General features: G+C 62.3%; 24 protein-coding genes and 3 tRNA genes. 4 read left to right on the forward strand and 23 right to left on the reverse strand.

Annotated elements, in window-relative coordinates; all coding sequences use genetic code 11:
* Positions 1-34: 34 nt before the first annotated feature.
* From LDZ28_RS09445 to uvrC, 5 genes are all read right to left on the reverse strand, one after another.
* Positions 35-108, reverse strand: a tRNA-Cys gene (locus tag LDZ28_RS09445).
* Between the two features lie 77 nt (positions 109-185).
* Positions 186-261 (reverse strand) — tRNA-Gly (locus LDZ28_RS09450).
* 102 nt (positions 262-363) lie between these two features.
* Positions 364-439: transfer RNA gene (locus LDZ28_RS09455), tRNA-Gly, on the reverse strand.
* A gap of 188 nt (positions 440-627) precedes the next feature.
* Entirely contained in the window at positions 628-1,224 is a 597-nt protein-coding gene (gene pgsA / locus LDZ28_RS09460) for a CDP-diacylglycerol--glycerol-3-phosphate 3-phosphatidyltransferase (protein ID WP_244828086.1), read from the reverse strand.
* A 119-nt stretch (positions 1,225-1,343) separates the two neighbouring features.
* Positions 1,344-3,599: an excinuclease ABC subunit UvrC gene (gene uvrC, locus LDZ28_RS09465; protein ID WP_244825784.1), complete on the reverse strand. Its 2,256-nt coding sequence runs from the start codon at positions 3,597-3,599 to the stop codon at positions 1,344-1,346.
* 133 nt (positions 3,600-3,732) lie between these two features.
* Between uvrC and earP the strand changes: the two genes are divergently transcribed.
* The 4 genes from earP to LDZ28_RS09485 all read left to right on the forward strand — a co-directional run bounded on the left by earP (position 3,733) and on the right by LDZ28_RS09485 (position 7,969).
* Positions 3,733-4,914, forward strand: a complete 1,182-nt coding sequence (earP, locus tag LDZ28_RS09470; RefSeq protein ID WP_244825786.1) for an elongation factor P maturation arginine rhamnosyltransferase EarP — start codon at positions 3,733-3,735, stop codon at positions 4,912-4,914.
* Between the two features lie 314 nt (positions 4,915-5,228).
* Positions 5,229-5,786, forward strand: a complete 558-nt coding sequence (efp, locus tag LDZ28_RS09475; RefSeq protein WP_086966248.1) for an elongation factor P — start codon at positions 5,229-5,231, stop codon at positions 5,784-5,786.
* Between the two features lie 263 nt (positions 5,787-6,049).
* The gene (locus tag LDZ28_RS09480; protein ID WP_244825788.1) at positions 6,050-6,394 is read left to right on the forward strand and encodes a BON domain-containing protein; all 345 of its coding nucleotides are present in this window, start codon (positions 6,050-6,052) and stop codon (positions 6,392-6,394) included.
* Positions 6,395-6,583: 189 nt separating this feature from the next.
* On the forward strand, positions 6,584-7,969 hold the full coding sequence (locus LDZ28_RS09485) for a sigma-54 dependent transcriptional regulator (RefSeq protein WP_244825790.1): 1,386 nt from the start codon (positions 6,584-6,586) through the stop codon (positions 7,967-7,969).
* A gap of 127 nt (positions 7,970-8,096) precedes the next feature.
* On the opposite strand, the gene nagZ is transcribed toward LDZ28_RS09485, so the two are convergent.
* From nagZ to fabD, 18 genes are all read right to left on the reverse strand, one after another.
* Positions 8,097-9,125 (reverse strand): beta-N-acetylhexosaminidase, encoded by a 1,029-nt coding sequence (nagZ, locus tag LDZ28_RS09490; RefSeq protein WP_244825792.1) that lies wholly within the window; start codon positions 9,123-9,125, stop codon positions 8,097-8,099.
* A gap of 72 nt (positions 9,126-9,197) precedes the next feature.
* The gene (gene acpS / locus LDZ28_RS09495; RefSeq protein WP_244825794.1) at positions 9,198-9,599 is read right to left on the reverse strand and encodes a holo-ACP synthase; all 402 of its coding nucleotides are present in this window, start codon (positions 9,597-9,599) and stop codon (positions 9,198-9,200) included.
* 7 nt (positions 9,600-9,606) lie between these two features.
* Positions 9,607-10,380: a pyridoxine 5'-phosphate synthase gene (gene pdxJ, locus LDZ28_RS09500; RefSeq protein ID WP_244825796.1), complete on the reverse strand. Its 774-nt coding sequence runs from the start codon at positions 10,378-10,380 to the stop codon at positions 9,607-9,609.
* A complete protein-coding gene (gene recO / locus LDZ28_RS09505) occupies positions 10,377-11,333 on the reverse strand; it encodes a DNA repair protein RecO (RefSeq protein ID WP_244825799.1) in 957 nt (318 codons plus the stop codon). The genes pdxJ and recO overlap by 4 nt, the downstream gene beginning before the upstream one ends.
* A gap of 17 nt (positions 11,334-11,350) precedes the next feature.
* A complete protein-coding gene (gene era, locus LDZ28_RS09510; protein WP_244825801.1) occupies positions 11,351-12,250 on the reverse strand; it encodes a GTPase Era in 900 nt (299 codons plus the stop codon).
* 48 nt (positions 12,251-12,298) lie between these two features.
* Positions 12,299-13,417 (reverse strand): ribonuclease III, encoded by a 1,119-nt coding sequence (gene rnc / locus LDZ28_RS09515; RefSeq protein WP_244825802.1) that lies wholly within the window; start codon positions 13,415-13,417, stop codon positions 12,299-12,301.
* A gap of 141 nt (positions 13,418-13,558) precedes the next feature.
* Positions 13,559-14,452 (reverse strand): signal peptidase I, encoded by an 894-nt coding sequence (lepB, locus tag LDZ28_RS09520; protein WP_244825803.1) that lies wholly within the window; start codon positions 14,450-14,452, stop codon positions 13,559-13,561.
* 63 nt (positions 14,453-14,515) lie between these two features.
* Positions 14,516-16,306: a translation elongation factor 4 gene (lepA, locus tag LDZ28_RS09525; protein ID WP_244825804.1), complete on the reverse strand. Its 1,791-nt coding sequence runs from the start codon at positions 16,304-16,306 to the stop codon at positions 14,516-14,518.
* 116 nt (positions 16,307-16,422) lie between these two features.
* Positions 16,423-16,677 carry a glutaredoxin family protein gene (locus tag LDZ28_RS09530; RefSeq protein WP_244825806.1) on the reverse strand — a complete coding sequence of 85 codons (255 nt, stop codon included), beginning with the start codon at positions 16,675-16,677 and terminating at the stop codon, positions 16,423-16,425.
* A 5-nt stretch (positions 16,678-16,682) separates the two neighbouring features.
* The gene (locus tag LDZ28_RS09535; RefSeq protein ID WP_244825807.1) at positions 16,683-18,251 is read right to left on the reverse strand and encodes a DegQ family serine endoprotease; all 1,569 of its coding nucleotides are present in this window, start codon (positions 18,249-18,251) and stop codon (positions 16,683-16,685) included.
* Positions 18,252-18,269: 18 nt separating this feature from the next.
* Complete coding sequence (locus LDZ28_RS09540) at positions 18,270-19,313, reverse strand: MucB/RseB C-terminal domain-containing protein (protein WP_244825808.1); 1,044 nt, start codon at positions 19,311-19,313, stop codon at positions 18,270-18,272.
* Between the two features lie 4 nt (positions 19,314-19,317).
* Entirely contained in the window at positions 19,318-19,941 is a 624-nt protein-coding gene (locus LDZ28_RS09545) for a sigma-E factor negative regulatory protein (RefSeq protein ID WP_244825809.1), read from the reverse strand.
* A gap of 82 nt (positions 19,942-20,023) precedes the next feature.
* Entirely contained in the window at positions 20,024-20,623 is a 600-nt protein-coding gene (gene rpoE / locus LDZ28_RS09550; RefSeq protein ID WP_244825810.1) for an RNA polymerase sigma factor RpoE, read from the reverse strand.
* A gap of 96 nt (positions 20,624-20,719) precedes the next feature.
* Entirely contained in the window at positions 20,720-21,184 is a 465-nt protein-coding gene (locus LDZ28_RS09555) for a protein YgfX (RefSeq protein ID WP_244825811.1), read from the reverse strand.
* A 29-nt stretch (positions 21,185-21,213) separates the two neighbouring features.
* Complete coding sequence (fabF, locus tag LDZ28_RS09560) at positions 21,214-22,452, reverse strand: beta-ketoacyl-ACP synthase II (RefSeq protein ID WP_244825812.1); 1,239 nt, start codon at positions 22,450-22,452, stop codon at positions 21,214-21,216.
* A 146-nt stretch (positions 22,453-22,598) separates the two neighbouring features.
* Positions 22,599-22,838: an acyl carrier protein gene (gene acpP / locus LDZ28_RS09565; protein WP_004197638.1), complete on the reverse strand. Its 240-nt coding sequence runs from the start codon at positions 22,836-22,838 to the stop codon at positions 22,599-22,601.
* A gap of 266 nt (positions 22,839-23,104) precedes the next feature.
* Positions 23,105-23,845, reverse strand: a complete 741-nt coding sequence (gene fabG, locus LDZ28_RS09570) for a 3-oxoacyl-ACP reductase FabG (protein WP_244825814.1) — start codon at positions 23,843-23,845, stop codon at positions 23,105-23,107.
* Positions 23,846-23,858: 13 nt separating this feature from the next.
* The gene (gene fabD, locus LDZ28_RS09575; RefSeq protein WP_244825816.1) at positions 23,859-24,791 is read right to left on the reverse strand and encodes an ACP S-malonyltransferase; all 933 of its coding nucleotides are present in this window, start codon (positions 24,789-24,791) and stop codon (positions 23,859-23,861) included.
* Positions 24,792-24,830 lie beyond the last annotated feature (39 nt).

The raw sequence follows: 24,830 nt of genomic DNA on the forward strand, positions 1-24,830 counted from the left end.
AAAGAAAAAGCCCTGACGAATCAGGGCTTTTTTTTGGAGGCGCGAACCGGAGTCGAACCGGTCTAAACGGCTTTGCAGGCCGCTGCATAACCGCTTTGCTATCGCGCCATAAGCGGTGTGGTGGTCCCGGCCGAAACGCCGGCAAGTCCACCAAACAAAAAGGGAAGCGTTGCTTCCCCTTTGATTGGAGCGGGAGACGAGGCTCGAACTCGCGACCTCAACCTTGGCAAGGTTGCGCTCTACCAACTGAGCTACTCCCGCATTGATCTTTCCGTGCTGCGTTACTGCTTACACTTGCTTGCTGCTGTTTTCGTTGCCGCTTCGCTTGATACCGCTGCGCTGCATGCCTCGAAAACTTGAATCTGGAGCGGGAGACGAGGCTCGAACTCGCGACCTCAACCTTGGCAAGGTTGCGCTCTACCAACTGAGCTACTCCCGCGTTGCTGATGCTTTCTGCCGTCTTCGCGGTGCCTTCAGCTCTTTACTTCCTTGCTGCTGGCGCTGCGTGTTCGACAGAAACGAGATTATGTAGAAGCGAAGAAAAGGTGTCAACTGTTTTTGCGCGCCCTTTTCGTGTTTCGACGCAATTTTTAGCAAACTGAAGAACGGCTGCAAGGAAGGCTCAACTCACAGCATGCCGCCCCGCTCACGAATCTGCGGCCACGCGAGTTTCATGTAGTACAGCATCGACCAAACGGTGAGGAACGCGGCGACATCGATGAGCCACAAGCCCCACACGCGCGTATCGATCACCCATTGCACGCCGGGGATGCGCAACTGCCCATAGAACAGCAGCATAGGAATGGCGACCATCTGACATACGGTCTTGAACTTGCCCAGCGAATTCACCGCGACGCTCTTCGATGCGCCGATCTGCGCCATCCATTCGCGCAGCGCCGAGATCGTGATCTCCCGCCCGACGATCACGAGCGCGATCACCGCGTTCAAGCGCATGAGCTGCACGAGCACGAGCAAAGCGGCCGTCACCATGAGTTTGTCCGCGACCGGGTCGAGAAACGCGCCGAACGCGGACGTCTGATTGAGCTTGCGCGCGAGAAAGCCGTCGAACCAGTCGGTGAGCGCGGCCAGAACGAAGATGACCATGGCGAGCAAATTACGATGCTCGAGGCTCAACATCATGTCCGGCAAATAGAACACGCCCACGACGAGCGGAATCAGCACGATTCGCAGCCACGTCAGGAAAATCGGTAAGTTGAACGGCATGGACGAGAGCGAGAGCCACATGAAAGGGAGGTGCCATTGTGCCGCGTCGACCCGTCGCTCACAAGGCGGCGGGCCACGCGGCGCGGCCATTGCGAGCCGCGCCGCGCCGTGCGTCCGGCTCAATGCAACTGTCGATAAATCTGCTGCGCGAGTGCCAGCGAAATGCCTTCGACGCTCGCCAGATCTTCCACGCTCGCCGCCTGCACGCCGCGCAAACCGCCGAAACGCGACAAGAGCCGCTGACGCCGTTTCGCGCCGACGCCTTCGAGTTCTTCCAGGCGCGACGTTTGCCGCGTCTTGGCGCGCTTGGCGCGCATGCCGGTGATCGCGAAGCGATGCGCTTCGTCGCGAATCTGCGCGACGAGCATCAGCGCGGCGCTTTCCTTGCCGAGTTCGAGCGCGGAACGGGCATCGGCGAAGATCAGCGTTTCGAGCCCGACCTTGCGCCCTTCGCCCTTCGCGACACCCACCAGCATGCCATGATCGAGCCCGAGCTCCGAAAACACCTGGCGCGCGATCTCGACTTGTCCCTTGCCGCCATCGATCAGCACGATATTCGGCAGCGTCCCGCCAGCGGATACGGGCGATGCGGCATCCGGCGTGACGTTGGGATCGGCGGCGTCTTCGGTTTGCAACGTCGTGGCTTCGTCGCTGGCGTTGGCGGCGGCAAGCGCGACCATTTTCTCGTAGCGGCGCGTGAGCACTTGACGCATGGCGGCGTAATCGTCGCCGGGCGTGATGCCGGTGATGTTGTAGCGTCGATACTCGCCCGACTGCATCTTGTGATGGTGATACACCACGCACGATGCCTGCGTCGCCTCGCCCATGGTGTGACTGATGTCGAAGCACTCGATGCGCAGTTGCGCCAGGTCTTCCATGTCGAGGCTGAGCGTCTCGGCGAGCGAGCGCGTGCGCGCTTGCTGCGAACCTTGTTCCGATAGCAGACGCGCGAGCGCGAGCTTCGCGTTTTGCTCGGCCATGGAGAGCCACACGCGTTTCTGGCCTTGCGGCTGACGCAGTAGCGTGACCTTGTGTCCCGCCTGTTCGTTGAGCAGATCGATGAGCTCGCGGCTCGCGGGCGCGTGGCTCACGACCAGCACCGGCGGGATGCGATTGCCGATGTAGTGCTGTGCCATGAACGCTTCGAGCACTTCGGCTTCGAGGGCGCCTTCGCGGGATGTTTCGGTGGCTTCGATGGCGTCTTCCGAGTCGATCTCTTCGTTGGCATCGAGTGCGTCGTTGGCTTGCGTTTCGTCGTTGGCCTGGGTTGCATCGGCGGCTGGCGTCATGTTGTCGGCTGTGCGCGCGTCGTTGGCTTCGAGCACACCGCCGCCGTCCATTGCATCGTCCGCTCCGGCGACACCCGCAAGCACCGCGACACTCGCACGAGCGGCACCCGATTCGCTCAATGCTTCCGTCGCTCCGACCGCGTCCGGCGCGTGCTCTTCCAGGTCATCCCCAAGCGCATCCTCATCGCCCAGCGCGATCGCGCTTTCGACATGCGCCGGGAAATACGCCTTGTCGCCGAGATGCCGGCCGCCGCGCACCATCGCCAGATTCACGCACACCTTGCCGCCGAGCGCCACGACCGCGAGGATATCGACGTCGCTCTCGCCGCCGACTTCGATCGCCTGCTGATGCAGCACCGTCGACAGCGAACTCATCTGATTGCGCACGGCCGCCGCCTGCTCGAAGCGCAGATCGGCGGCGAAGGCGTGCATCTTCTGCTCGAGTTCCTTCATCACTTCGCCCTGCCGGCCGAGCAAAAAACGCGACGCGTTCGATACATCGCGCGCGTAGTCGTCTTCGTTGATGAGTCCCGTGCACGGCGCCGTGCAGCGCCCGATCTGATGCAACAGACACGGCCGCGTGCGATTGCTGAACACCGAGTCTTCGCACGTGCGCAGCTGAAAGACGCGCTGCAGAATCTGGATGCTCTCGCGCACGGCCCACGCGCTCGGGAACGGCCCGAAATACTGGTTCTTCTTGTCCACCGAGCCGCGGTAGTACGCCATGCGCGGAAACTTGTGCCCGGTCAGCTTGAGGAACGGATAGGACTTGTCGTCGCGAAAAAGAATGTTGTAGCGCGGCGCCAGCGCCTTGATCAGATTGTTTTCGAGCAGCAACGCTTCCGCTTCCGAGCGCGTCACGGTCGTCTCGATCTTGCGGATGCGCGTCACCATCATCGCGATGCGCGGCGAGTGCAGCGTCTTCGTGAAGTAGCTCGACACGCGCTTCTTCAGATTGCGCGCCTTGCCGACGTAGAGCACCTTGCCGTCGCCGTCGTAATAGCGGTAGACGCCCGGCAGATTCGGCAATTGCCTGAGCGTTTTCTTCGGGTCGAAATCCGGTGCGGGAGCGTCGTTGTCAGTCATGCAGCGAGTAAGCGTGGAGCGCGAGGAGGCATCGGCACGGCGCGAGGACGCTTTACGTCCGGGCGCGACCGGTATCTTAGAATCGCCAGTTTAGAACATTACGCCGCCGTCCCGCCGGCCGCCTTCGACGCCCATGTCAACGACACATCATCGGCAACAAGCCGGCCACGAGCCCCACAGCCAGCTCGCTTGCGACATCTTCTGCGCGGTCGTCGACAATTTCGGCGACGTCGGCGTGTGCTGGCGGCTCGCGCGCCAGTTGCGCCGCGAGCACGGCTGGCGCGTGCGGCTGCTGGTCGATGATCTCAAGGTTTTCCACGCACTGTGCCCGGAAATCGATGTCGCGCTCGCGCGGCAGGAAGCGGCGGGCGTCGTCGTCGAACACTGGCGCGATCCGGCGCACGCGGGCGATACGCTTCAGATCGCCGATGTCGTGATCGAAGCGTTCGCCTGCGAAATCCCGCACGCGTATATCGCCGCGATGGCGCGTCGCGCGCGCAAACCCGTGTGGATCAACCTCGAATACCTGAGCGGCGAAGACTGGGTCGCGGACTTTCATATGCGGCCGTCGCCTCATCCGCGCTATCCGCTCGACAAGAGCTTCTTCTTTCCCGGACTCGGCGCGGGAACCGGCGGCGTCATCAAGGAACGCGATCTGGACCAAGCGCGCCAGCGTTTCGACGCGTCCGCCTGGTGGCGCGAGCGCGTGGGCATCGAAAAGCCCGCGCCCGATCGGACGGTCGTCTCGCTCTTCGCCTACGAAAATCCCGCCGTCGATACCCTCCTCGCTCAATGGCGCGACGGCGACGCGCCCGTCACCTTGCTCGTGCCCGAGGGCCGCATCTCCGGCGCGCTTGCGCGTTTTTTTGGACTGACGGGCTTTGCGGCGGGCGCATCGGCGCGGGCGGGCGCGCTCGAAGCACACGCGCTCGGCTTCGTCGAACAACCGCGCTTCGACGAGCTTTTATGGGCCGCCGACATCAACTTCGTGCGCGGCGAAGACTCGTTCGTGCGCGCGCAATGGGCCCAAAAGCCTTTCGTATGGCACATCTATCCGCAATCCGACGACGCCCATCTGCCCAAACTCGACGCGGCGCTCGACCATTACACGCAGCAGCTTTGCGCCGACGCGCGCGGCGCGGCGCATCGCTTCTGGCATGCCTGGAACGGCGTTGGCACGGTGGACTGGGCGGACTTCTGGGCGCATCGGCGCGAATTCGAGGCGCGCGCGCGGCAATGGGCGGCAGAACTCGCTCAAGTCGGCGATCTCGCCAGCAATCTCGTCGCGCACGCCACTGAGCGGATGGCGAAATAACATCTACCGAAGGCGTCGCGCTGCCTCCAATCCAGTGGCCAAATCGGCAAAAACTCAGTTAAAATAAGCGGTTATCCGAGGGACGGCATTGTTCAGCCAAAAGATTTCGCACCCTACGCCTTACGCTTGGGTTCGGAAACCGAAGCCCTGAACGCCGATCAGAAAAAAAGCCGGAACCTCGTAGCACAGAATTCTCGCGCGGTGGCCCGCGTTCGGACCTTACGGTCGAACACGCGACGCAACACAAAGACACCGCTGCCGATTTATTCATTCCGCAGCAATTCAAGCCAAACATTCGTACAGGACTAGTTTTTATGAAGACCGCACAAGAACTCCGCGTCGGCAACGTCGTCATGATCGGCAGCGATGCCATGGTCGTTCAACGCGCCGAGTACAACAAATCGGGCCGTAACTCCGCGGTCGTCAAGATGAAGTTCAAGAACCTGCTGACGGCCGCAGGCATGGAAACCGTCTACAAGGCGGACGACAAGTTCGACGTCGTCGTGCTGGATCGCAAGGAAGTGACGTACTCGTACTTCGCTGATCCCATGTACGTTTTCATGGACGCCGACTACAACCAGTTCGAAGTCGAAGCCGAAATGATGGGCGACGCGCTCAACTACCTCGAAGACGGCATGACTTGCGAAGTCGTGTTCTACAACGAGAAGGCCATCTCGGTTGAACTGCCGACCACGCTGGTTCGTGAAATCATCTACACGGAACCGGCCGTCAAGGGCGACACGTCGTCGGGCAAGGTGCTCAAGACCGCCAAGCTCAACACCGGATTCGAACTGCAAGTGCCGCTCTTCTGCAACATCGGCGACAAGATCGAAATCGACACCCGCACCAACGAATATCGCAGCCGCGCGTAAGCCACGCCCGGAACTGCTCGCGGCAATGACGTTTTAAGCGTCGTTTTACACCGCACAAGAAAGCGCCCCTTCGCGGGCGCTTTTTTCTTTTGCATGAAGTTTTTGACAAATTCAGGCAAACTTTACCGGTCGCGACCTAATTAAGCGATTAGCGACCGGCCGCAGAGGCTCATCCGCGCTTGATTCGTAAGGATCTAGTCCAAAACTTACGCGGTGGCACGCATTCTGCTCCGTCCGCTTAATACGGACTTAACAATAACGACATGCGTAGAAAGCCCATCATCGGCAGTCATCTGCTGCTCGCCGCGATGCTCGCGCTGCCCGTTTTCGCACTCACGGCGGGTTGCCAGTCGACACCGTCGCGCGAAGCGGCAGGCGACTATGCATCCGACGCTTCGGTGACGGCTCGCGTGAAGGCCGCATTGATCGCGGAGCCGGGGTTCAGATCGCTCGTGGTAAGCGTGGCGACGTATCGCGGCGTCGTGCTGTTGTCCGGGTATGTCAATTCGGAGGATCAGATCCAGAAGGCAATCTCGATCACCCGCAGCGTGTCGGGCGTGCAATCCGTCAATAACGATCTGCGCGTCAAGACGCAACAGTCGCAATAGCCGCAACAGTCGCACTAACGAGAACCAAGAAGAAAGCGCAGGACGAACAAACGCAGCGGGACCTGTACGCAGCACGCCGAAAAAGGGCGCGCATATCCCGCCCATGACGTGCCGGAGCCCTCGCATCGCTTCGAAGGCCATGCTTGCGGCGACGGCGAATCACAGTCCATTTAATACGTTGTGTCCGCCATGCCACACGCACTGATTGTCGAAGACGATCCCAATAGCTTGTCCGGCCTGTCCGCGATCCTGACGGCCGACGACTTCACCGTCGACACCGCGACGACGCTTGCAGAAGCGCGCGCTGCCTTGTCGCGTTCCATTCCCGATGTCGTGCTCATCGACTTGAATCTGCCGGACGGAAGCGGTCTCGACCTGCTGCCGAGCCTGCCTTCTCATGCGCCCGACGGCGCGCTGCCCGTGATCGTGATGACCGGCAACGCAACCGTCGAAAGCGCGATCGAAGGCCTGCGGCACGGCATCTGGGACTATCTGCTCAAGCCGGTCAACATTCCACGCTTGCGCAGCCTACTCGCGCGCATTCCGCGTCCATACGAGCTGACCGAGGAAGTGCAGGCCCTGCGTTCGACACTACGCGAACTCGGCCACTTCGGCGAGATGCTCGGGCGCAGCGCGGCCATGCAGCATGTCTACGATCTCATCGAACATACCGCGCCAACCGAAGCCGCCGTGCTGATTTGCGGCGAAGCGGGCACGGGCAAGAAGATCGCGGCGCGCACGATTCACGAACTGAGCCGCCGTCGCAAGGGGCCGTTCGTCACGTTCGATTGCTCGGCGGCGCGCGATGGCGCGCATCGTTCGATGGAAAGCGTGCTGTTCGGCCACGAGCGCAACGCGTTCGCGGGCGCGGAGAATCGCGAGCCGGGGCTGCTCGAGCAATCGGGCGGCGGCACGCTGTTCCTCGATCAGATCGATTCGCTTCCCGCCGCCCAACAAGAAGCGCTGTTACGCGCGCTCGACTCGCAGACCTTCATGCGCGTGGGCGGCAGCAACCGCATCATGACGGACTTCCGCTTGATCGCGGCGTCGCGCACGCCGATCCGCGATGCCGTTGCGAACGGCGCGTTGCGCGAAGATCTGTTCCAGCGTCTTGCGGGTTCGTCGATCAATCTGCCGCCGCTGCGCGAACGCGACGACGACATCGCGCTGGTCGCCGAGCAATTCGTCGACGAGCTGAATCGCGAGAACCATATCGCGGGCATCACGAGCGGGTCGCCTAAACGCATCAGCCCTGCGTTCCTGCGGGAATGTATCGCGAACGAATGGCCGGGCAACGTGCGCGAGTTGCGCGAACGCGTGCGCCGGGCATATCACGCGTCGGGCGAAACGATCGAAACCTTGCGCGCCGATGAACAAGGCGGCAGCGGTCGCGGTCTGAACGGCAGCAGCGTGCAGGTCACGGTTGGGACCGCGCTCGCCGATGTCGAAGACATGCTGATTCGCGCGACGCTCGAAGCGGTTGGTGGCACGCGGCATCGGGCTGCGACGCTGCTTGGCATCAGCCCGAAGACGCTTTACAACAAGTTGCAAAGAATGAAGCTGGAATCGTCCTAATGGTCGGCGCCGCCGGGCAACGCTCGGCGCGCTCCAATCACACAAGCAAAAGGCCACGGTTTGTCTGCCGTGGCCTTTTGCTTGGCGCTCCGCCGTGGCGGACGTTGACTTGCTTTCGCCGATCGCCTCAACCCAACGCGCTCTTCACCAGCTCCCGTGCCGCCCGATATTCCGCCTGCCCCTGCAACTTGCTCCAGCGCGGCGCCTTGCCACGCGGACGCATCTGCTTGAGACGCTGCTCGGATGCTTTCGTAGGCGTATAGCGCAACTGGTTCAGCACCTTGCCCGCCTCTTTTGGCTGATTGCAGATAAGCACCATGTCGCAGCCCGCGGTGAGCGCGGCGCTCGCCGCTTCGGTGAGCGTGCCGCCGGCGCGCGCGGCTTCCATCGAAAGATCGTCGCTGAAGATCGCGCCATTGAAGCCCAGCTTGCCGCGCAAAATGTCCTGCAGCCAGATACGCGAGAAGCCCGCGGGTTTGTCGTCGACTTGCGTGTAGATCACGTGCGCCGGAATGACAGACGCCAGCGACAAGCCGAGCCAGTCGTAAGGACGGATATCGGCGGCGAGGATCTCTTCGAGCGAGCGATCGTCCGTGGGCAACGCGACGTGAGAATCCGCCGAGGCGAACCCGTGTCCAGGAAAGTGCTTCCCGCAATTGGCCATGCCGGCAAGCGCAAGCCCATGATTCAGGCTCTTGGCAAGCAGCGTCACTACACGCGGATCGCCATGCAACGCACGATCGCCAATGACCTGCGACTGACCGTAGTTCAGGTCGAGCACCGGCGTAAAACTCATGTCGATGCCGCACGCGCGCAATTCCGAAGCGAGCACGTAACCGAACGCCGTCGCCACCTTGGTGGCCGCGAGCACGTCCTTGTCCCACAGCGCGCCGAGCTTGCCAGGCGCGGGCAGCACCGTGAAGCCATCGGTGCGAAAGCGCTGCACGCGTCCGCCTTCGTGATCGACTGCGATAAGAATGTCTTCGCGTACCGCGCGAATCGCATCGGTCAATGCGACGAGTTGCGCGCGATCCTTGAAGTGCCGCGCAAAGAGAATGATGCCGCCCGTCATCGGATTCGAGATGCGCTCGATATCCGCGTCGTTGAGCGTCGTGCCCTCGACATCGAGCATGACTGGGCCGGGAGTGCGTTTCATCGAATTCAATTGGATCGTTACCGTCGTTGTTGGAGTGATGCCCTGCCCTGAAGCGCGCATGTCGCCGCGCTATCACGCATCCGGCGTTTCGGCGATGACGAACGACACCGCGTAATCGCGCTCGTCGCTGATCGTCACCTGCGCCGTGATATTGCGCTCGGCAAGCCATGTGGCCAGTTCGCCCGATGCCTTGACGACCGGTTTGCCGCTCGCCTCGTTGAGCGTCTGAAGCGCGCGCCAGGTCATCGGCCAGCGCATGCCGAGGCCGATCGCCTTCGAGAACGCTTCCTTGGCGGAAAAGCGCGTCGCGAGAAACGCGAGGCCGCGCACTTCGGACCGCGCGCGCCGCGCATGATAGATGCGCAACTCGTCCGGCCCGAGCACTTTTTCGGCGAAGCGCCCCTTGGTGCGCTCCATCACCGCCGCCACGCGGCTCACCTGCACGATGTCCGTGCCGATTCCGTAGATCGCCATGATGTGCTCAGCGCTTCGTCTGCGCGGCGAGGCGCGATGCGACCATGATCGCTTTCATCTCGCGCACCGCGTTGTCCCAGCCCGCGAAGATCGCGTGCGCGACGATCGCGTGGCCAATGTTCAATTCGACGATGCCATCGAGCGCGGCGATTGGCTGGACGTTGGTGTAATGCAGACCGTGGCCCGCGTTCACCTTGAGCCCGAGCGAGTTGCCGAAATCGACGCTCGTCGCGACGCGCTCGAATTCGCGGCGCTGTGCGGCTTCATCGTGCGCTTCGGCATAGCTGCCCGTATGCAGTTCGATGACTGGCGCGAGCGCTTCCTTGGCCGCGCGAATCTGTGTCTCGTCAGGATCGATGAATAGCGATACGCGGATGCCCGCATCGGCCAACTGCCTGCACGCGGCCTTCACGGCTTCGAACTGGCCGGCGACATCGAGACCGCCTTCGGTCGTCAGTTCCGAGCGCTTTTCGGGCACGAGGCAGACGTCTTGCGGCTTGATCTCGCACGCGATGTCGAGCATCTCGCGCGTCACGGCGCATTCGAGATTCATGCGCGTTCCGAGCAGCGGTCGAAGCGTGCGCACGTCGGCATCGACGATATGACGGCGATCTTCGCGCAGATGCAGCGTAATGCCGTCCGCGCCCGCTTCTTCGGCGGCGAGCGCGGCGCGGATAGGATCGGGATAGGTCGTGCCGCGCGCCTGGCGCAGCGTGGCCACGTGATCGATGTTCACGCCGAGGTCGATCACACTGGCAGGCGATGAGAGAAAGAAGCTCATAGATTTTGCAGGTCTAACAGGATCTGACGAGTGGCGAGCGGCGTGCCGCCCAGATAGACGTTGAGCAAAAAGCGCATCAGCGTCTTGCTTTGCGCGGCGGTTTGCGCGCTGGTGTAATCGTCGCGCTCCATGTCGATGAGTGTCTGACCGAAGATGACCGGCCATTGCGCGGGCAAGTCGTCGGAGGCTTCGCGTACGCCACGCTCGGGATCGAACATATAGCGGCCTTCGGGCACGACGCTCTGACGCGTCACGGTGCGCGTGAGCGCCATGGCGTAGCCGGTTTCCTTGAGCAAGACGCGCTCGAAGGAACGCAGCACCTGCACGGCGGGTTCGTCGTGCGCGAGGCGCGAAAGCGTGAGCACGTAATGATTGAAAAGCGCCGGATGCGCGTCTTCACGCGCGCAAAATTTGACCAGCAGCTCGTTGACGTAGAAGCCGCAGAGAAGCGCGTCGCCGGTCAGGGGCAGCATGCCGCCGACCCATTCTGCCGTGGTCAGCGTGCGGACTTCGCCTTTGCCCGTCCATGAAAGACCAAGTGGTTGGAAGGTTTGCAGCACACCGCGCAGCGCGGAATGCGGACGCTTTGCGCCCTTCGCGACCAGCGCGATACGGCCATGATCGCGCGAGAAGACATCGATGATGAGACTGGTCTCGCGATACGGATAGCTATGCAGCACGAAGCCCGGCTGCTCACTGACGCGAAAGTCGGAACGCGGACGCGGCGACGGCTTGTCTTGCGAGGAGTTAGACGAAGAAGAAGCGGGCGCGCGTTTGCGTTTGGGCGCGGCGCGCGTCGGGCGTTCGGTTGCGTCGAAATCATCCTCGCGTGCCGGACGGCTGCTTGCTTCGGATTGGCTCGCGCGCGCGGGACGCTCGCTCGCCTCGAACTCGTCCCTGGCGGGATCATCAGCGGGCGCGGATATCCGGGCGTCGTTCGTGCCGTCGTCCATGGATCATTCGCAAAAGGTCATTCGTAGCCGTAAGCGCGCAGGCCCGCTTCGTTGTCGGCCCAGCCGCTCTTGACCTTGACGAAGGTTTCCAGATACACGGGACCGTCGAAGAGCTTTTCCATGTCGAGCCGCGCCTCGGTGCTGATCGTTTTGAGCTTCGCGCCCTTCTGGCCGATGATCATTGCCTTGTGGCCGTCGCGATCGACGAGAATGGTCGCGAAGATACGGCGCAGGCGCCCTTCCGTCTCGAACTTGTCGATCAGCACCGTGCTCGTGTAGGGCAACTCGTCGCCGGTCCAGCGGAACACTTTCTCGCGCAGAATTTCGGCCGCAAGAAAGCGCTCGCTGCGATCCGTCAGATCGTCTTCGCCGTAGATAGGCTCGCCTTCAGGCAGATACGGCTTGATGACCGCCATGAGTCGCGTGATGTCGTCGGTATTCTTCGCCGACAACGGCACGATCTCGCGGAAGTCGCGCAACGCGGACATCTGCTGCATGAACGGGAACAACGAGGCCTTGTCGCCCACGCGGTCGAGCTTGTTCGCAATCAGAATGGTGGGCGTGCCGGTCGGGATCAGGTCGAGCACGCGCTGGTCGTCCGGACCGAAGCGGCCTGCCTCGATCACGAAGAGAATGGCATCGACCGAGGAAAGCGTGGACGTCACCGCGCGATTCAGCGAGCGGTTGAGCGCGCCGCTATGGCGCGTCTGGAAGCCGGGGGTATCGACGAAAATATACTGCGCGTCGTCGAGCGTGTGAATGCCGGTGATTCGGTGCCGCGTCGTCTGCGCCTTGCGCGAGGTGATGCTCACCTTCTGGCCGACGAGCGCGTTCATCAGCGTGGATTTGCCGACGTTGGGGCGGCCGACGATCGCGACCATGCCGCAGCGGAAACCGGAAGATGTGGGAGCGTTCATAAGATGTGTTCGTTATGCGCAGATGCGCGTGGCGCCTGGTGATGCGCTTTAGTGACCGGCGTCGGCGGCGCGCACGACGCGGGGCGCGGGCGCTTCCGGGCTCGCGCTGCTACGGCTTTCGTTGCTGCTTTTGTCCGCGGGCGAATCTGCCTCGCTCGTGACCGCATGACTGCCCTCGGCAACCGGCGGCGCTTCGCTCTTGCTCGAACGTTCCGGCCGATGGATCACCACGCGCTCCGGCTTGTCCGACGCCGCGAACGACGCCGCCGATGGCTCGACATGCGTTGCGCGAATCACGGCGAGTGGCGCGGTGGACGGCTTGTCTTCACCCTGTGCATGCGAGCCGTGATGTACTCGGTCGCGATCCCGCTCGCGCCGGTCCGGCGAGCGCAGATCGAGCGCAGCCTGCACGCCTGTCACGCCCGGAACGACTTCGGCTTCCGCCAGCTTCGCGGCCCGCGCGCCCTTGCGTTTGGGCTTGACGGCGAGCGTCGGAGCGGCGGCCATGACGTCGTCGAGCGCTTTCTTCGCCGCAGCCTGCTCCGCCGCACGACGGCTCGCGCCCGAACCGGACACTTTCACGTCCAGTTTCGGCACCGAGCATTCCACTTCGAATTGCTGATTGTGGGCCGCGCCGTGCGTGGCGACGACGGTGTAAGTCGGCAGCGCGATCTTGTGGCCCTGAAGATATTCCTGCAGCAGCGTTTTTGCGTCTTTGCCGATGGTGCGCGGATCGATGTGATCCAGCACCGCCGTATAAAGCCGCTTGATGACGGTGTACGCGGCGTCGAAACCGCCGTCGAGGAAGATCGCCCCGAAGATGGCTTCGAGCGTATCCGCGAGAATCGACGGCCGGCGAAAACCGCCGCTGCGCAGTTCGCCTTCGCCGAGACGAAGACATTCGGACACGTTCAGCGCCTGCGCGATTTCATACAACGACTGCTGTTTGACGAGATTCGCTCGCACGCGCGAAAGATCGCCTTCGTCGAGCTTGCCGAATCGCTGGAACAAAAGCGCGGCCACCACGCAATTTAGAACGGAATCGCCGAGAAATTCGAGCCGTTCATTGTGCGTGGCGCTGTGACTACGGTGTGTCATCGCCTGGCGCAGCAATTCCGCATTGCGAAATTCGTACCGCAACCGGCTTTCCAACGGAGAAGAGGGCATGGACAGAGTATAACGCGCCCGCGCGGACGGTCGATTCCGCCCGGCGGGCCAGGAAAACACGTGGCGAGACGGTGTTAGCCGCGCTTCTTCACGCCGTTTCGAAGCATTGTCGGGGCGCGTTACGCGCGAACTCGCGCCCGATCAATCGAACGAACCGATACGCTTCAGATTGCTGAAGTTCATCCAGATGAAAAACGCGCGACCGACGATATTCGCGTCCGGCACGAAGCCCCAGTAGCGGCTGTCGGCACTGTTGTCGCGGTTGTCGCCCATCATGAAGTAATGGCCCGGCGGCACCTTGCACGTCACGCCTTGCGCGTTGTAGTTGCAGTTGTCGCGAAACGGGTAATCGTCTGCGCCCATGACGAACGGCGGCACTTGCGGATTGTTCAGGATGGCGTTCTTGCGGCCGTCGAGGTCTTCGACGAACTGCTTCGCGTAACCAACCCGCTCTTCGTCGAAGTAATCGGGCAGCGGCGTTTCGGGCACCGGTTTGCCGTTGATCGTGAGCTTCTTGTCTTCATACGCGATGGTGTCGCCCGGCAGGCCGATCACGCGCTTGATGTAGTCGACCGACTCGTCCTTCGGATAGCGGAACACGACCACATCGCCGCGCGACAGCGGCTTGCCGCTGGTCAGCTTGGTATTGCTGATCGGCAGACGCAGGCCGTATTCGTACTTGTTCACGAGGATGAAGTCGCCGACGAGCAAGGTTGGCACCATGGAGCCCGACGGAATCTTGAACGGCTCGACGACGAACGAGCGCACCACGAACACCGCGAGGATCACGGGGAAAAAGCTCGCCGTGTATTCGAGCCACCACGGCTGACGCAGCTTGTCGTCATGCAGACGGGCGCGCGTCTGCGCGGCATTTTCATCGGCGAAACGCTCGCCCACGCGTTCCTGTTGACGGTCGAACTCGGCGACCGCGGCATCCGCCGAACGGCGGCGCTGCGGCTGGAACACCAGCTTGTCCAGCACCCATGCAATGCCCGTCAACACGACGAGAATCAGGAGAATCAGTGCGAAATTCATTCAATCGCTTCCGGTTGTTATCTTCAGTTCTTGTTATTGGCGTTCAGGCGCACCAGGCGGGACTTAGTCGTCCACACGCAGGATTGCGAGGAAAGCCTCCTGCGGGATCTCGACCGAGCCGACCTGCTTCATGCGCTTCTTGCCCGCCTTCTGCTTTTCAAGCAGCTTCTTCTTACGTGAAATGTCGCCGCCGTAACACTTGGCGAGCACGTTCTTGCGCAAGGCCTTGATGTTCTCGCGCGCGATGATGTTCGAGCCGATGGTCGCTTGAATTGCCACGTCGTACATCTGGCGCGGGATGAGTTCGCGCATCTTCGACGCCACTTCGCGCCCGCGATGCTGGCTTTGCGAACGATGCACGATGACCGAGAGCGCATCGACCTTGTCGCCGTTGATGAGCATGTCGACCTTCACGACATCCGCCGCGCGATATTCCTTGAACTCGTAATCCATTGACGCATAGCCGCGCGAAGTGGACTTCAGCCGGTCGAAAAAGTCGAGCACGATTTCGGCCATGGGAATTTCATAGGTGAGCTGCACCTGCCGGCCGTGATACTGCATGTTGGTTTGCTGGCCGCGCTTGTTCGTACAGAGCGTGATGACCGAGCCGACATATTCCTGCGGCATATAGAGGTTCACGGTGACGATAGGCTCGCGCACTTCCTCGATCTTCGGCGGCTCAGGCATCTTCGCCGGATTCTCGACCGAGATGGTGGTGCCGTCGCGTTGCAGGACCTGATAGATCACCGTGGGCGCGGTGGTGATAAGGTCCATGTCGAATTCGCGCTCGAGCCGCTCCTGCACGATTTCCATGTGCAGAAGGCCGAGAAAGCCGCAACGAAAACCAAAGCCCAGCGCTTGCGAGACTTCCGGCTCGTACTGCAACGACGCGTCGTTCAGCTTCAGCTTTTCGAGCGATTCGCGCAGCGCGTCGTACTGGTTCGCTTCGACCGGATAGAGACCCGCGAACACCTGCGGCTTCACTTCCTTGAAGCCCGGCAGCGGCTCGGCGGCGGGACGGTTCGTGAGCGTGACGGTATCGCCCACTTTTGCCGCCGTCAGTTCCTTGATGCCCGCGATGACGAAGCCCACCTGCCCCGCCGACAACTGCGAGAGGTTGGTCGACTTCGGCGCGAACACGCCGAGATGCTCGACCGGATACTGCGCGCCGGTCGCCATCATCTTGATCTTGTCTCGCGGACGCAGCGTGCCGTTGACGATACGCACCAGCATGACCACGCCGACGTAATTGTCGAACCACGAGTCGATGATGAGCGCCTGCAACGGCGCTTCCGTGTCGCCCTTCGGCGGCGGCACTTTGAGAATGAGCGATTCGAGCACGTCTTCCACGCCCAGACCGGTCTTCGCGCTGCAATGCACGGCGTCCGTCGCGTCGATACCGATCACGTCTTCGATCTCGGTGATTGCGTTCTCGGGGTTGGCGGCCGGCAAGTCGATCTTGTTCAACACCGGCACGACTTCGACGCCGAGCTCGATGGCGGTGTAGCAGTTCGCGACTGTCTGCGCCTCGACGCCCTGGCTGGCATCGACGACCAGGAGCGCGCCTTCGCATGCGGAAAGCGAGCGGCTGACTTCATAGGAGAAGTCGACGTGTCCGGGGGTATCGATCAGATTGAGGTTGTAGACCTTACCGTCGCGCGCCTTGTAGGTCAGCGCGGCCGTCTGCGCCTTGATGGTGATGCCACGCTCGCGTTCCAGGTCCATTGAATCGAGCACCTGCGCTTCCATCTCCCGGTCGGACAGACCGCCGCACAACTGGATGATGCGGTCAGCGAGCGTGGACTTGCCGTGATCGATGTGCGCAATGATCGAAAAGTTACGAATATGATTCATTCAGTGCCGATCAAGCGAAAAAGGCGCGCCCTCGAATAACGCGGAGCACGCCTTGAAAATTTGGGGAAAACTTCAGCATTTTAGCCGAAATAGGGATGGGCCGGCGCTTTTCGCCTTTAGCCCTGATCGAGCGCCGCCCTGACCGCGTTTGCGTCGAGCCGATACTGGCATAGTTCGACGCCTGCCAGCATCAGCACCGGCACGCGCTCGTCGTAACGCGCTTCGAGCGCCGGATCTTCGTCGATATCGATCCAAAGAATTGCTCGGCCAAACTGCTCTGCGATGGGTTCGAGCTCGGCGCGCATGTCCTCGCAGAGATGACACCAGGCGCGACCATACAGGATAAATGGCCCGCCCGGTGACTGGCTCATGTCGATTACTTTTGCGCCGGCACGCGCGGGCGCAACGGCACGAACTGTGTGTTGTCGCCGCGCCGCACGAGCACCGCGATCATCTTGCTGGCGTCGAGATTCTGCGCCACGGCCTCGAACTGCTTGGAACTCGTGATATCGGTATCGCCGACGCGCAGGATGATGTCGCCCTTCTGAAAGCCCGCGCGCGCGGCCGGACCTTCCACTGCATCGACCTGCACGCCGCTCGTCAGCTTGAGCGACTTCTTCTGATCAGCCGTGAGGTCGCTGACCGCGAGTCCCAGGGAATTGCTGGCGCGTTCCTTCGGCTGCGTCGGCTTCTTCTGCTCGGTCTTCGCGACCTTGTCCGGCTGCATCTCGGCGATCGTAATAGGCAGATCGCGCGACTGACCCTTGCGCCAAACCGTGATGGTGGCCTTGGCGCCCGGCTTCGTGTCGCCCACCATGCGCGGCAGATCGGTGGCCGTCTCCACGTTCACGCCATTGAACTTGAGAATGATGTCGCCCGGCTGCACGCCCGCCTTGTCCGCGGGACCGCCCGATTCCACGCTCGACACGAGCGCACCCTGCGCCTTCGGCAGACCGAGCGAGTCGGCGACGTCCTTCGTCACTTCGCCGATCGCCACCGCGATACGTCCGCGCGTGACCTTGCCCGTCGTCTTCAACTGGTCCGCGACGCGGATGGCTTCGTCGATCGGAATGGCGAACGAGATGCCCATGAAGCCGCCGGTGCGGCTGTAGATCTGCGAATTGATGCCGATCACCTCGCCCGCCATGTTGATGAGCGGACCGCCCGAGTTGCCCGGATTGACCGCCACATCGGTCTGGATGAACGGCAGATAGTCGCCGGTGTCGCGGCCCTTCGCGCTGACGATGCCCGCCGTCACCGTGTTGTCGAGGCCGAACGGCGAGCCGATAGCGAGTACCCATTCGCCCACGCGCACCTTGTTCGAGTCGCCGATGGTGATCGCCGGCAGATTCGCCGCGCTGATCTTCACGACGGCCACATCCGTGCGCTCGTCCACGCCCACGAGACGCGCCTTGAACTCGCGCTTGTCGGTGAGCGTGACGTAGATGGTGTCCGCGTCGTCCACGACGTGGGCATTGGTCATCACATAGCCGTCCGTGGACAGGATGAAGCCCGAGCCTACGCCACTGCTTTGTTCCGAGTTGTCCTGGCTGTCGTCGGGCGTGCGGCTGCCGCCCTTGCCCTGATCGCCGCCGCTGCCGCCACCGCCTTGTCCGCCGCCGCCACCCTGGCCACCGCCACCGCCGCCACCGCCGTTTCCGCGCGGCGAGCCGGGCTGACCGGGCATCGGAATACCGAAAAAGCGCCGGAAGAATTCGGACATGTCGCCTTCATCGAGGCCAGGCGGCAAACCACGCAGGTCGCTGCTCGACCCGACACGCGACGTCGTGCGGATATTGACGACCGAAGGCCCCACCTTGTCGACCAGCGTGGTGAAGTCGGGCAGATTCACCGTTGGCACTGCCGCTGCTGTCTGCGAGAGGAACGGCAGGCACACGGCGAGCGCCGCGGCCGCGAAGAACTTGCGCAGCGAGTAGTTGCTCATATGTCTAAGGCCGAGGGATTACTTGGAAGGCTTGTATTCTATGGCAGAAGCAAATTGCTGCAACGTGGATTGCGGCACCTCACCCAGCAAGGTAATCCAGAAATCGCCGCGGCGCTTGACGAGCACATGAGTCGCGCCGCTATTACCGGCGCCTTCCTTGCGCGCGCTTTTCTCCACCGGTTCGATAAAAACCGAGATGGCGGCGAGGCCGTCGGAGAACACGGCCTGATCGACCGGGATGGCCGGCTGGCCTGGCTGGCTCGACGCCATCGGACGGCGCAACTCGCGAATCTTGCGAAAGCCCGCGATATTCGGCGTGAGTTGCCAGCCTTGCGCTTCGATATCCACCGGCTGCACGGGAGGCCGCACCGTGGTCCAGCCCGCCGTGCTGCGCATGCCGCTTGCAATCGACGCCTTGTCGATCGCCCCGCCTATACGCACCTGAGAGAATGAAAGCTGTTCCAACACCTGGCCGTCCGGATCGAGCGTCTGGGCGCGCAACAGCAAACCAGTCTTGGCATCCGCCCAAAGCTTGTACGCGAACCGGTAAGAATCTCTTGGATCGAGTTCGAGCACTTGGCTTTCGAGCCCCGCCACGCGGTCGGTGCCCAAGAGCTTCGGTTCGTAGACGGACAGAACCTGATCGCCGCTCGTCGATAACAAAGCGGGAAAAGAATCCTTGCTCTGCCGATGTTCGACCACGAGCAGATGGCGCTCCGGGACGAACGTGTACATGTCGTCGTCGTGACGAAGCATGCGGCGCGGGGCGCCGTCGAGACTTTCGAGCGATTCGTATTCGCCGTCGCCGCGCGTGGCGACATGCGTGATGCGCGACGACTGCACCGTCGCACCGCGCTGATAAACGAAAGTACCCTCGTAATTCTGCTGCTGGGCCGCTTCGTGAATGCGGTTAAGCAGAGTGGCGGCTGTCTTGCGCTGCGCGGCGGGGTCGTCCCCCTGAGCGAAACTGCTCGATGCCGCCGCGAACAACGCGGCTGCGCAAAGCATCAACGCCGGCAGCCGCCCCCAATATCTAGTTTTATTCAACCGCACACTCGCCATCAGGTTATTGGCCCTGCGTCGTCACCGCCGCGCGAATCAAAGGCATGGAGCCGGGCATGGCCGGCTGCTGGGAGAACTGTTGATGCGCTTCGAGGTATTGATCGAGGCTCGCGTCGCGGATGATGTTCGCCTCCACCAACGGCGCGCGCGTGCTCACCGCCGGCACGGACGCCATGGCGACGCGCTGAACCGAGTCGCCCTGCGTGCTTGCCACTGGCGCGCCCAGACGGCTGTCGACGCCCTGCAACTGCGGCACGACGATCCACGTGAGCGTGGCAGCCGCCGCGGCAACGGCGAAAGCCGGCACGACACGACGGCGCAACATGCCGCCACGCGCCTTCTGTGTCTGTGCCACCGCAGCTGGCGCCAGCACATGCGCCTCGGCCTCGAAACGCGCTGCAAACGCTGTCATGAACGCGCTGCTCTTCGCCGGGCTTTCTGCCAGATCGTCGGAACGCAGCGCGTCGCCGATCAGGTGATAGTCCGACCATGACGCGCGGTCACGGTTATTGAGTTCAGCAAGAAACTGGCTGATATTTCCGAGTTCGTCGAGCGACTCGCCATCCACAAACGCGGAAAGGCGCTCACCGCGCGAACTGTTATTCGATTGCACCGGAACCGACCCCATGATGCTCCCCATCTCTGACACCACCCCGTAGTGACACCACCTAACCCAGATATTGCGTCCCTGCCCCGGGGCGACGCGCTGCTTACCAGCGCTTGCCTTCAGGAGTGTCCAACAACGGACGCAATTTTGCCGCAATGGCTTCGCGAGCACGGAAAATTCTTGATCTGACGGTGCCGATTGGGCATGCCATCATTTCGGCGATTTCTTCGTAACTTAAACCCTCGATTTCCCGGAGCGTGATGGCGGTGCGTAATTCCTCGGGTAGCAGCGCCATCGCAGCATTGACCGTCTGGGCAATCTGCTTGCTCATCAACATCGACTCGGGCGTGTTGATATCCCTTAGTTGGTCTGCATCGGAGAAAGTTTCCGCTTCTTCTGCATCGGCTTCGGTAGAAGTTGGAGCGCGGCGTCCTTGAGTGGCAAGGTAATTCTTTGCCGTGTTGACCGCAATCCGGTAGAGCCAGGTGTAGAAGGCCGATTCGCCGCGAAACTGCGGCAGCGCGCGATAAGCCTTGATGAAGGCGTCCTGGGCGACGTCCTCGACCTCGGCGGGGTCGCGCACGAGGCGCGAGATCAGTCGAATGATCTTGCGGTGGTATTTGGCGACCAGCAGTTCGAACGCGGCCTTGTCACCTTTTTGGACACGCTCGACCAGCAATTGGTCGATTTCTTTTTCGCTCACCTGGGAAATCCGTTTCACTTTGGGGAGTTGCGCGGACGGCTATTGTAGCCTCCCAGCCTTCGCGTTATCCCGGATGCTCATCGACCGTTACAGTCTTTACAGACAAGAGCTGGCCGCGCGGCGGGCGCTGACTGAAAGCTGGCGGAAAGTATCGGCGTCGAGGGAATCGGCGGCGATGAGCAGTGCTTCGCGGCGTTTTATTTCCGTCGATACGTCGAGCGCGAGCAAGCGCCCGCTCCACTGCGCGCAGCCGATGATGCGCCAGTAGCGCGCGTTCCCGGCACGGTCCCAGACGGTCAAGCCCTCCGCATGCAGACCGATGGCCGCCGGTTGCCGACGCGCCCAGCGCCGCGCAGCAAAACCGAGCGTAGCGACGCATACCGCAGAGGCGGCGAAGGCATCGAACGCGCCGGCGTGCCCGTGTACGCACTGGAACACCGCGAAACCGGCGACGACGATGAACCCGAGCAGCGCGGCCTGCAGAAAACGCGACGGCCGCAGCGCGATGCGCGGCGGCGTGCCGGCATCCCGTTGCGGCCGATCGACAAACGCGCTCGTCATTCCGTTCCCGTCCCAACGAGCGCGCGTGCTCAGTGACGCTTGAAGACGAGCGAACCGTTCGTTCCGCCGAAGCCGAACGAATTTTTCACCGCGACGTCGATCTTCATTTCCCGCGCGGTGTTCGCACAGTAGTCCAGGTCGCACTGCGGGTCCTGGTTGAAGATGTTGATGGTCGGCGGCGAAATCTGGTTATGGATCGCGAGCACGGTGAAGACCGACTCCAGCCCGCCCGCGCCGCCCAGCAAGTGGCCGGTCATCGACTTGGTGGAATTGACGACGACGCTCCTCGCGTGATCGCCGAGCGCGCGCTTGATGCCCGTGGTTTCCGCGATATCGCCGAGCGGCGTGGACGTGCCGTGCGCGTTCACGTAGTTCACTTCGTCGACATTGACCTTCGCGTTCTTCAACGCGTTGACCATGGCGCGACGGCCGCCGTCGCCGTCTTCGGGCGGCGCGGTCATGTGATATGCGTCGCCGCTCATGCCGTAGCCGAGCACTTCCGCATAGATCTTCGCGCCGCGCGCCTTCGCGTGCTCGTACTCTTCGAGCACCATCACGCCCGCGCCTTCGCCAAGCACGAAGCCGTCGCGGTCGGTGTCCCACGGACGGCTGGCCGTGGCGGGGTCGTCGTTACGCTGCGAGAGCGCGCGCGCCGCCGCAAAGCCGCCGATACCGAGCGGAGAAACCGTGGCTTCCGCGCCGCCCGCGATCATCACGTCCGCGTCGCCGTATTCGATCAACCGCGATGCTTCGCCGATGCAGTGCAAACCGGTCGTGCAAGCCGTGACGATGGCCAGATTCGGACCCTTGAGACCGAAGCGGATGGACAGATGACCGGAGATCATGTTGATGATCGACGCCGGCACGAAGAACGGCGAAATACGGCGCGGACCGCGATTGAGCAGCTCGGTTTGGGTGACTTCGATCATCGGCAAGCCGCCGATGCCCGAACCCACCACCACGCCCACGCGCTCCGCGTTTTCCTCGGTGATTTCGAGGCCGCTGTCCTGCATGGCCTGCACGCCGGCCGCAAAGCCGTAATGGATGAAGGTATCCATGTGGCGCGCTTCTTTGGCGGGCATGTAGTCTTCGATGTTGAACCCCTTCACTTCGCCCGCGAAACGCGTGGAGAAGTTCGTGGCATCGAACTTGGTGATGTTGGCGATGCCCGACTTGCCCGCGACCAGATTCGCCCAGCCGTCGGCAACGGTATTGCCGACAGGCGAAACGAGCCCAAGGCCTGTAACAACAACTCGACGACGGCTCACGATAACCCCTTATCCATAGAATGACGAAAAACAAAAGCCACAGCGGCCACAGGAAACCGCCCTGTGTGCCCTGTGGCTGTTAAATCGGTCTGAGCAGCGACAAAACATCTGGCTCGATGAGCGATGAGTCGCTGGCGCGTCCGGCCTTAGGCCTTGACGTTGGCGCGAGCGTAGTCGATTGCTTGCTGAACCGTGGTGATCTTTTCTGCCTCTTCATCGGGAATTTCCATGCCGAACTCGTCTTCCAGTGCCATCACCAGTTCGACGGTATCGAGCGAGTCAGCGCCGAGATCGTTGACGAACGAAGCTTCGTTCTTGATTTCAGCTTCGGCCACGCCAAGTTGTTCGGCGACGATCTTCTTCACGCGCTGTTCGATATTGTCCATGCAGCCCTCCGAGGGATAAAAAGTTCAAAAATACGAGTGCGCGCATTTTATCAGGTTTGGACCCGCAAAATACGGCGCGTCAGTTCCATGCTGCGCTGCCCGACGCGCTCCTACAAGAGGGCTTGCCGGGCTTCACAGCGATTTTTTCTGCCACCGAGTCCGGCGGTGCGCGCCATGCCTTGAGCATTTTGCGCGCCCGTCTCGGCGCGGATATTAAGCGAAAAACGGCGAAATGCCTATTGCGCCCTTTCCTCGCCTTTACAGCTTTACATGTACATGCCGCCGTTCACGTGCAAGGTCGTGCCGGTGATGTATCCAGCGAACGGCGACGCCAGGAACGACACAGCATGCGCGATATCTTCCGGGCTGCCCAGTCGGCCAAGTGGTATCTGCGCGGTGAGCGCGGTGCGCTGCTCTTCGGGCAAAACCTTGGTCATGTCGGTATCGATGAAACCCGGCGCGATGCAGTTCACCGTAATGCCGCGGCTGCCGATCTCGCGTGCGAGCGCCCGCGTCATGCCCGCCACGCCCGCCTTCGCCGCCGCATAGTTGGCCTGGCCGGGATTGCCCGACGAGCCGACCACCGACGTGATGTTGATGATGCGCCCGCCACGCGCCTTCATCATCGGGCGCAGGACGGCGCGTGATAGACGAAACACGGCGCGCAGATTGGTGTCGATGACGGCGTCGAATTCGTCGTCTTTCATGCGCATGGCAAGCTGATCTTTGGTGATGCCCGCGTTGTTCACGAGAATGTTCAGGCCACCGAACTCCTTGACCGTGGACTCGATGAACGAGTCCGCGGCGGCTGCGTCGTTGACGTCGAGCACCGCGCCGCGACCCTTGCCGCCCGCTTGCTGCAACGCTTCGCCAATGCCGGCCGCGCCGCTTTCGCTCGTCGCCGTGCCGATGACCGTCGCGCCCTGCCGCGCGAGTTCCAGCGCGATTGCCCGGCCAATGCCGCGCGACGCGCCCGTGACGATAGCTACCTGATTGTCCAGATTCATTGTTCCACTCCGACTATGCAGCGATCAGTTTGCGCGTTTCTTCGAGCGATGCCGGATCGAAAATCGATCCGCCGACGAGGTTGCCGTCGATCCGCTTCGTGAGACCCGCGAGCACCTTGCCCGGACCGCATTCAATCACGTGCGTGACGCCTTCGCGCGCAATCGCCTGCACGCATTCGACCCAGCGCACCGGGCCTGCTGCCTGACGCACGAGCGCGTCCTTGATAGCGGCGGGATCGGAGACGTTTGCCACGTCGATGTTATTGATCAGCGGAATCCGCGGCGCCTCGATGTCGACCTTCGCGAGGTAATCGCGCAACTGGTCCGAAGCGGGCTTCAGCAGCGACGAATGAAACGGCGCGGAAACCGGCAGCGGCAGCGCGCGCTTCGCGCCCTTCGCCTTTGCGATTTCGCATGCCTTTTCGACGGCCGCCTTGGAGCCCGCGATCACGACTTGCGCCGGCGCGTTGAAGTTGACGGCTTCGACCACGCCCGCCGACGACGCTTCGGCGCATACGGCGCGCACGGTGTCGTCGTCGAGACCCAGGATCGCGGCCATGCCGCCGACGCCCACCGGAACCGCGCTCTGCATTGCTTGCGCGCGGAATCGCACGAGCGGCACGGCATCCGCGAAAGCCAGCGCGCCGGCCGCGACGAGCGCGGTGTATTCGCCGAGGCTATGGCCTGCAACGATCGCCGGCTTCAGACCGGTTTGTGCTTCCCACACGCGGTAAATGGCATAAGCCGCCGTCAGCATGACGGGCTGTGTGTTGGTCGTGAGATTCAGCTCTTCGGCCGGACCTTCGGCGATCAGCTTGCCGAGATCCTGGCCGAGCGCATCGGATGCCTGCTGCACGGTGTTGCGCACGACGGCGTGATCGGCGAATGCGTTGAGCATGCCGATCGACTGCGAACCTTGGCCGGGGAAAACGAACGCAAATTTCATATCGTCCTCGTTGGATTGGAACGATCCGCCTCTCTGCGC

It is taken from the genome of Caballeronia sp. TF1N1 (assembly GCF_022878925.1).
Taxonomy (GTDB): domain Bacteria; phylum Pseudomonadota; class Gammaproteobacteria; order Burkholderiales; family Burkholderiaceae; genus Caballeronia.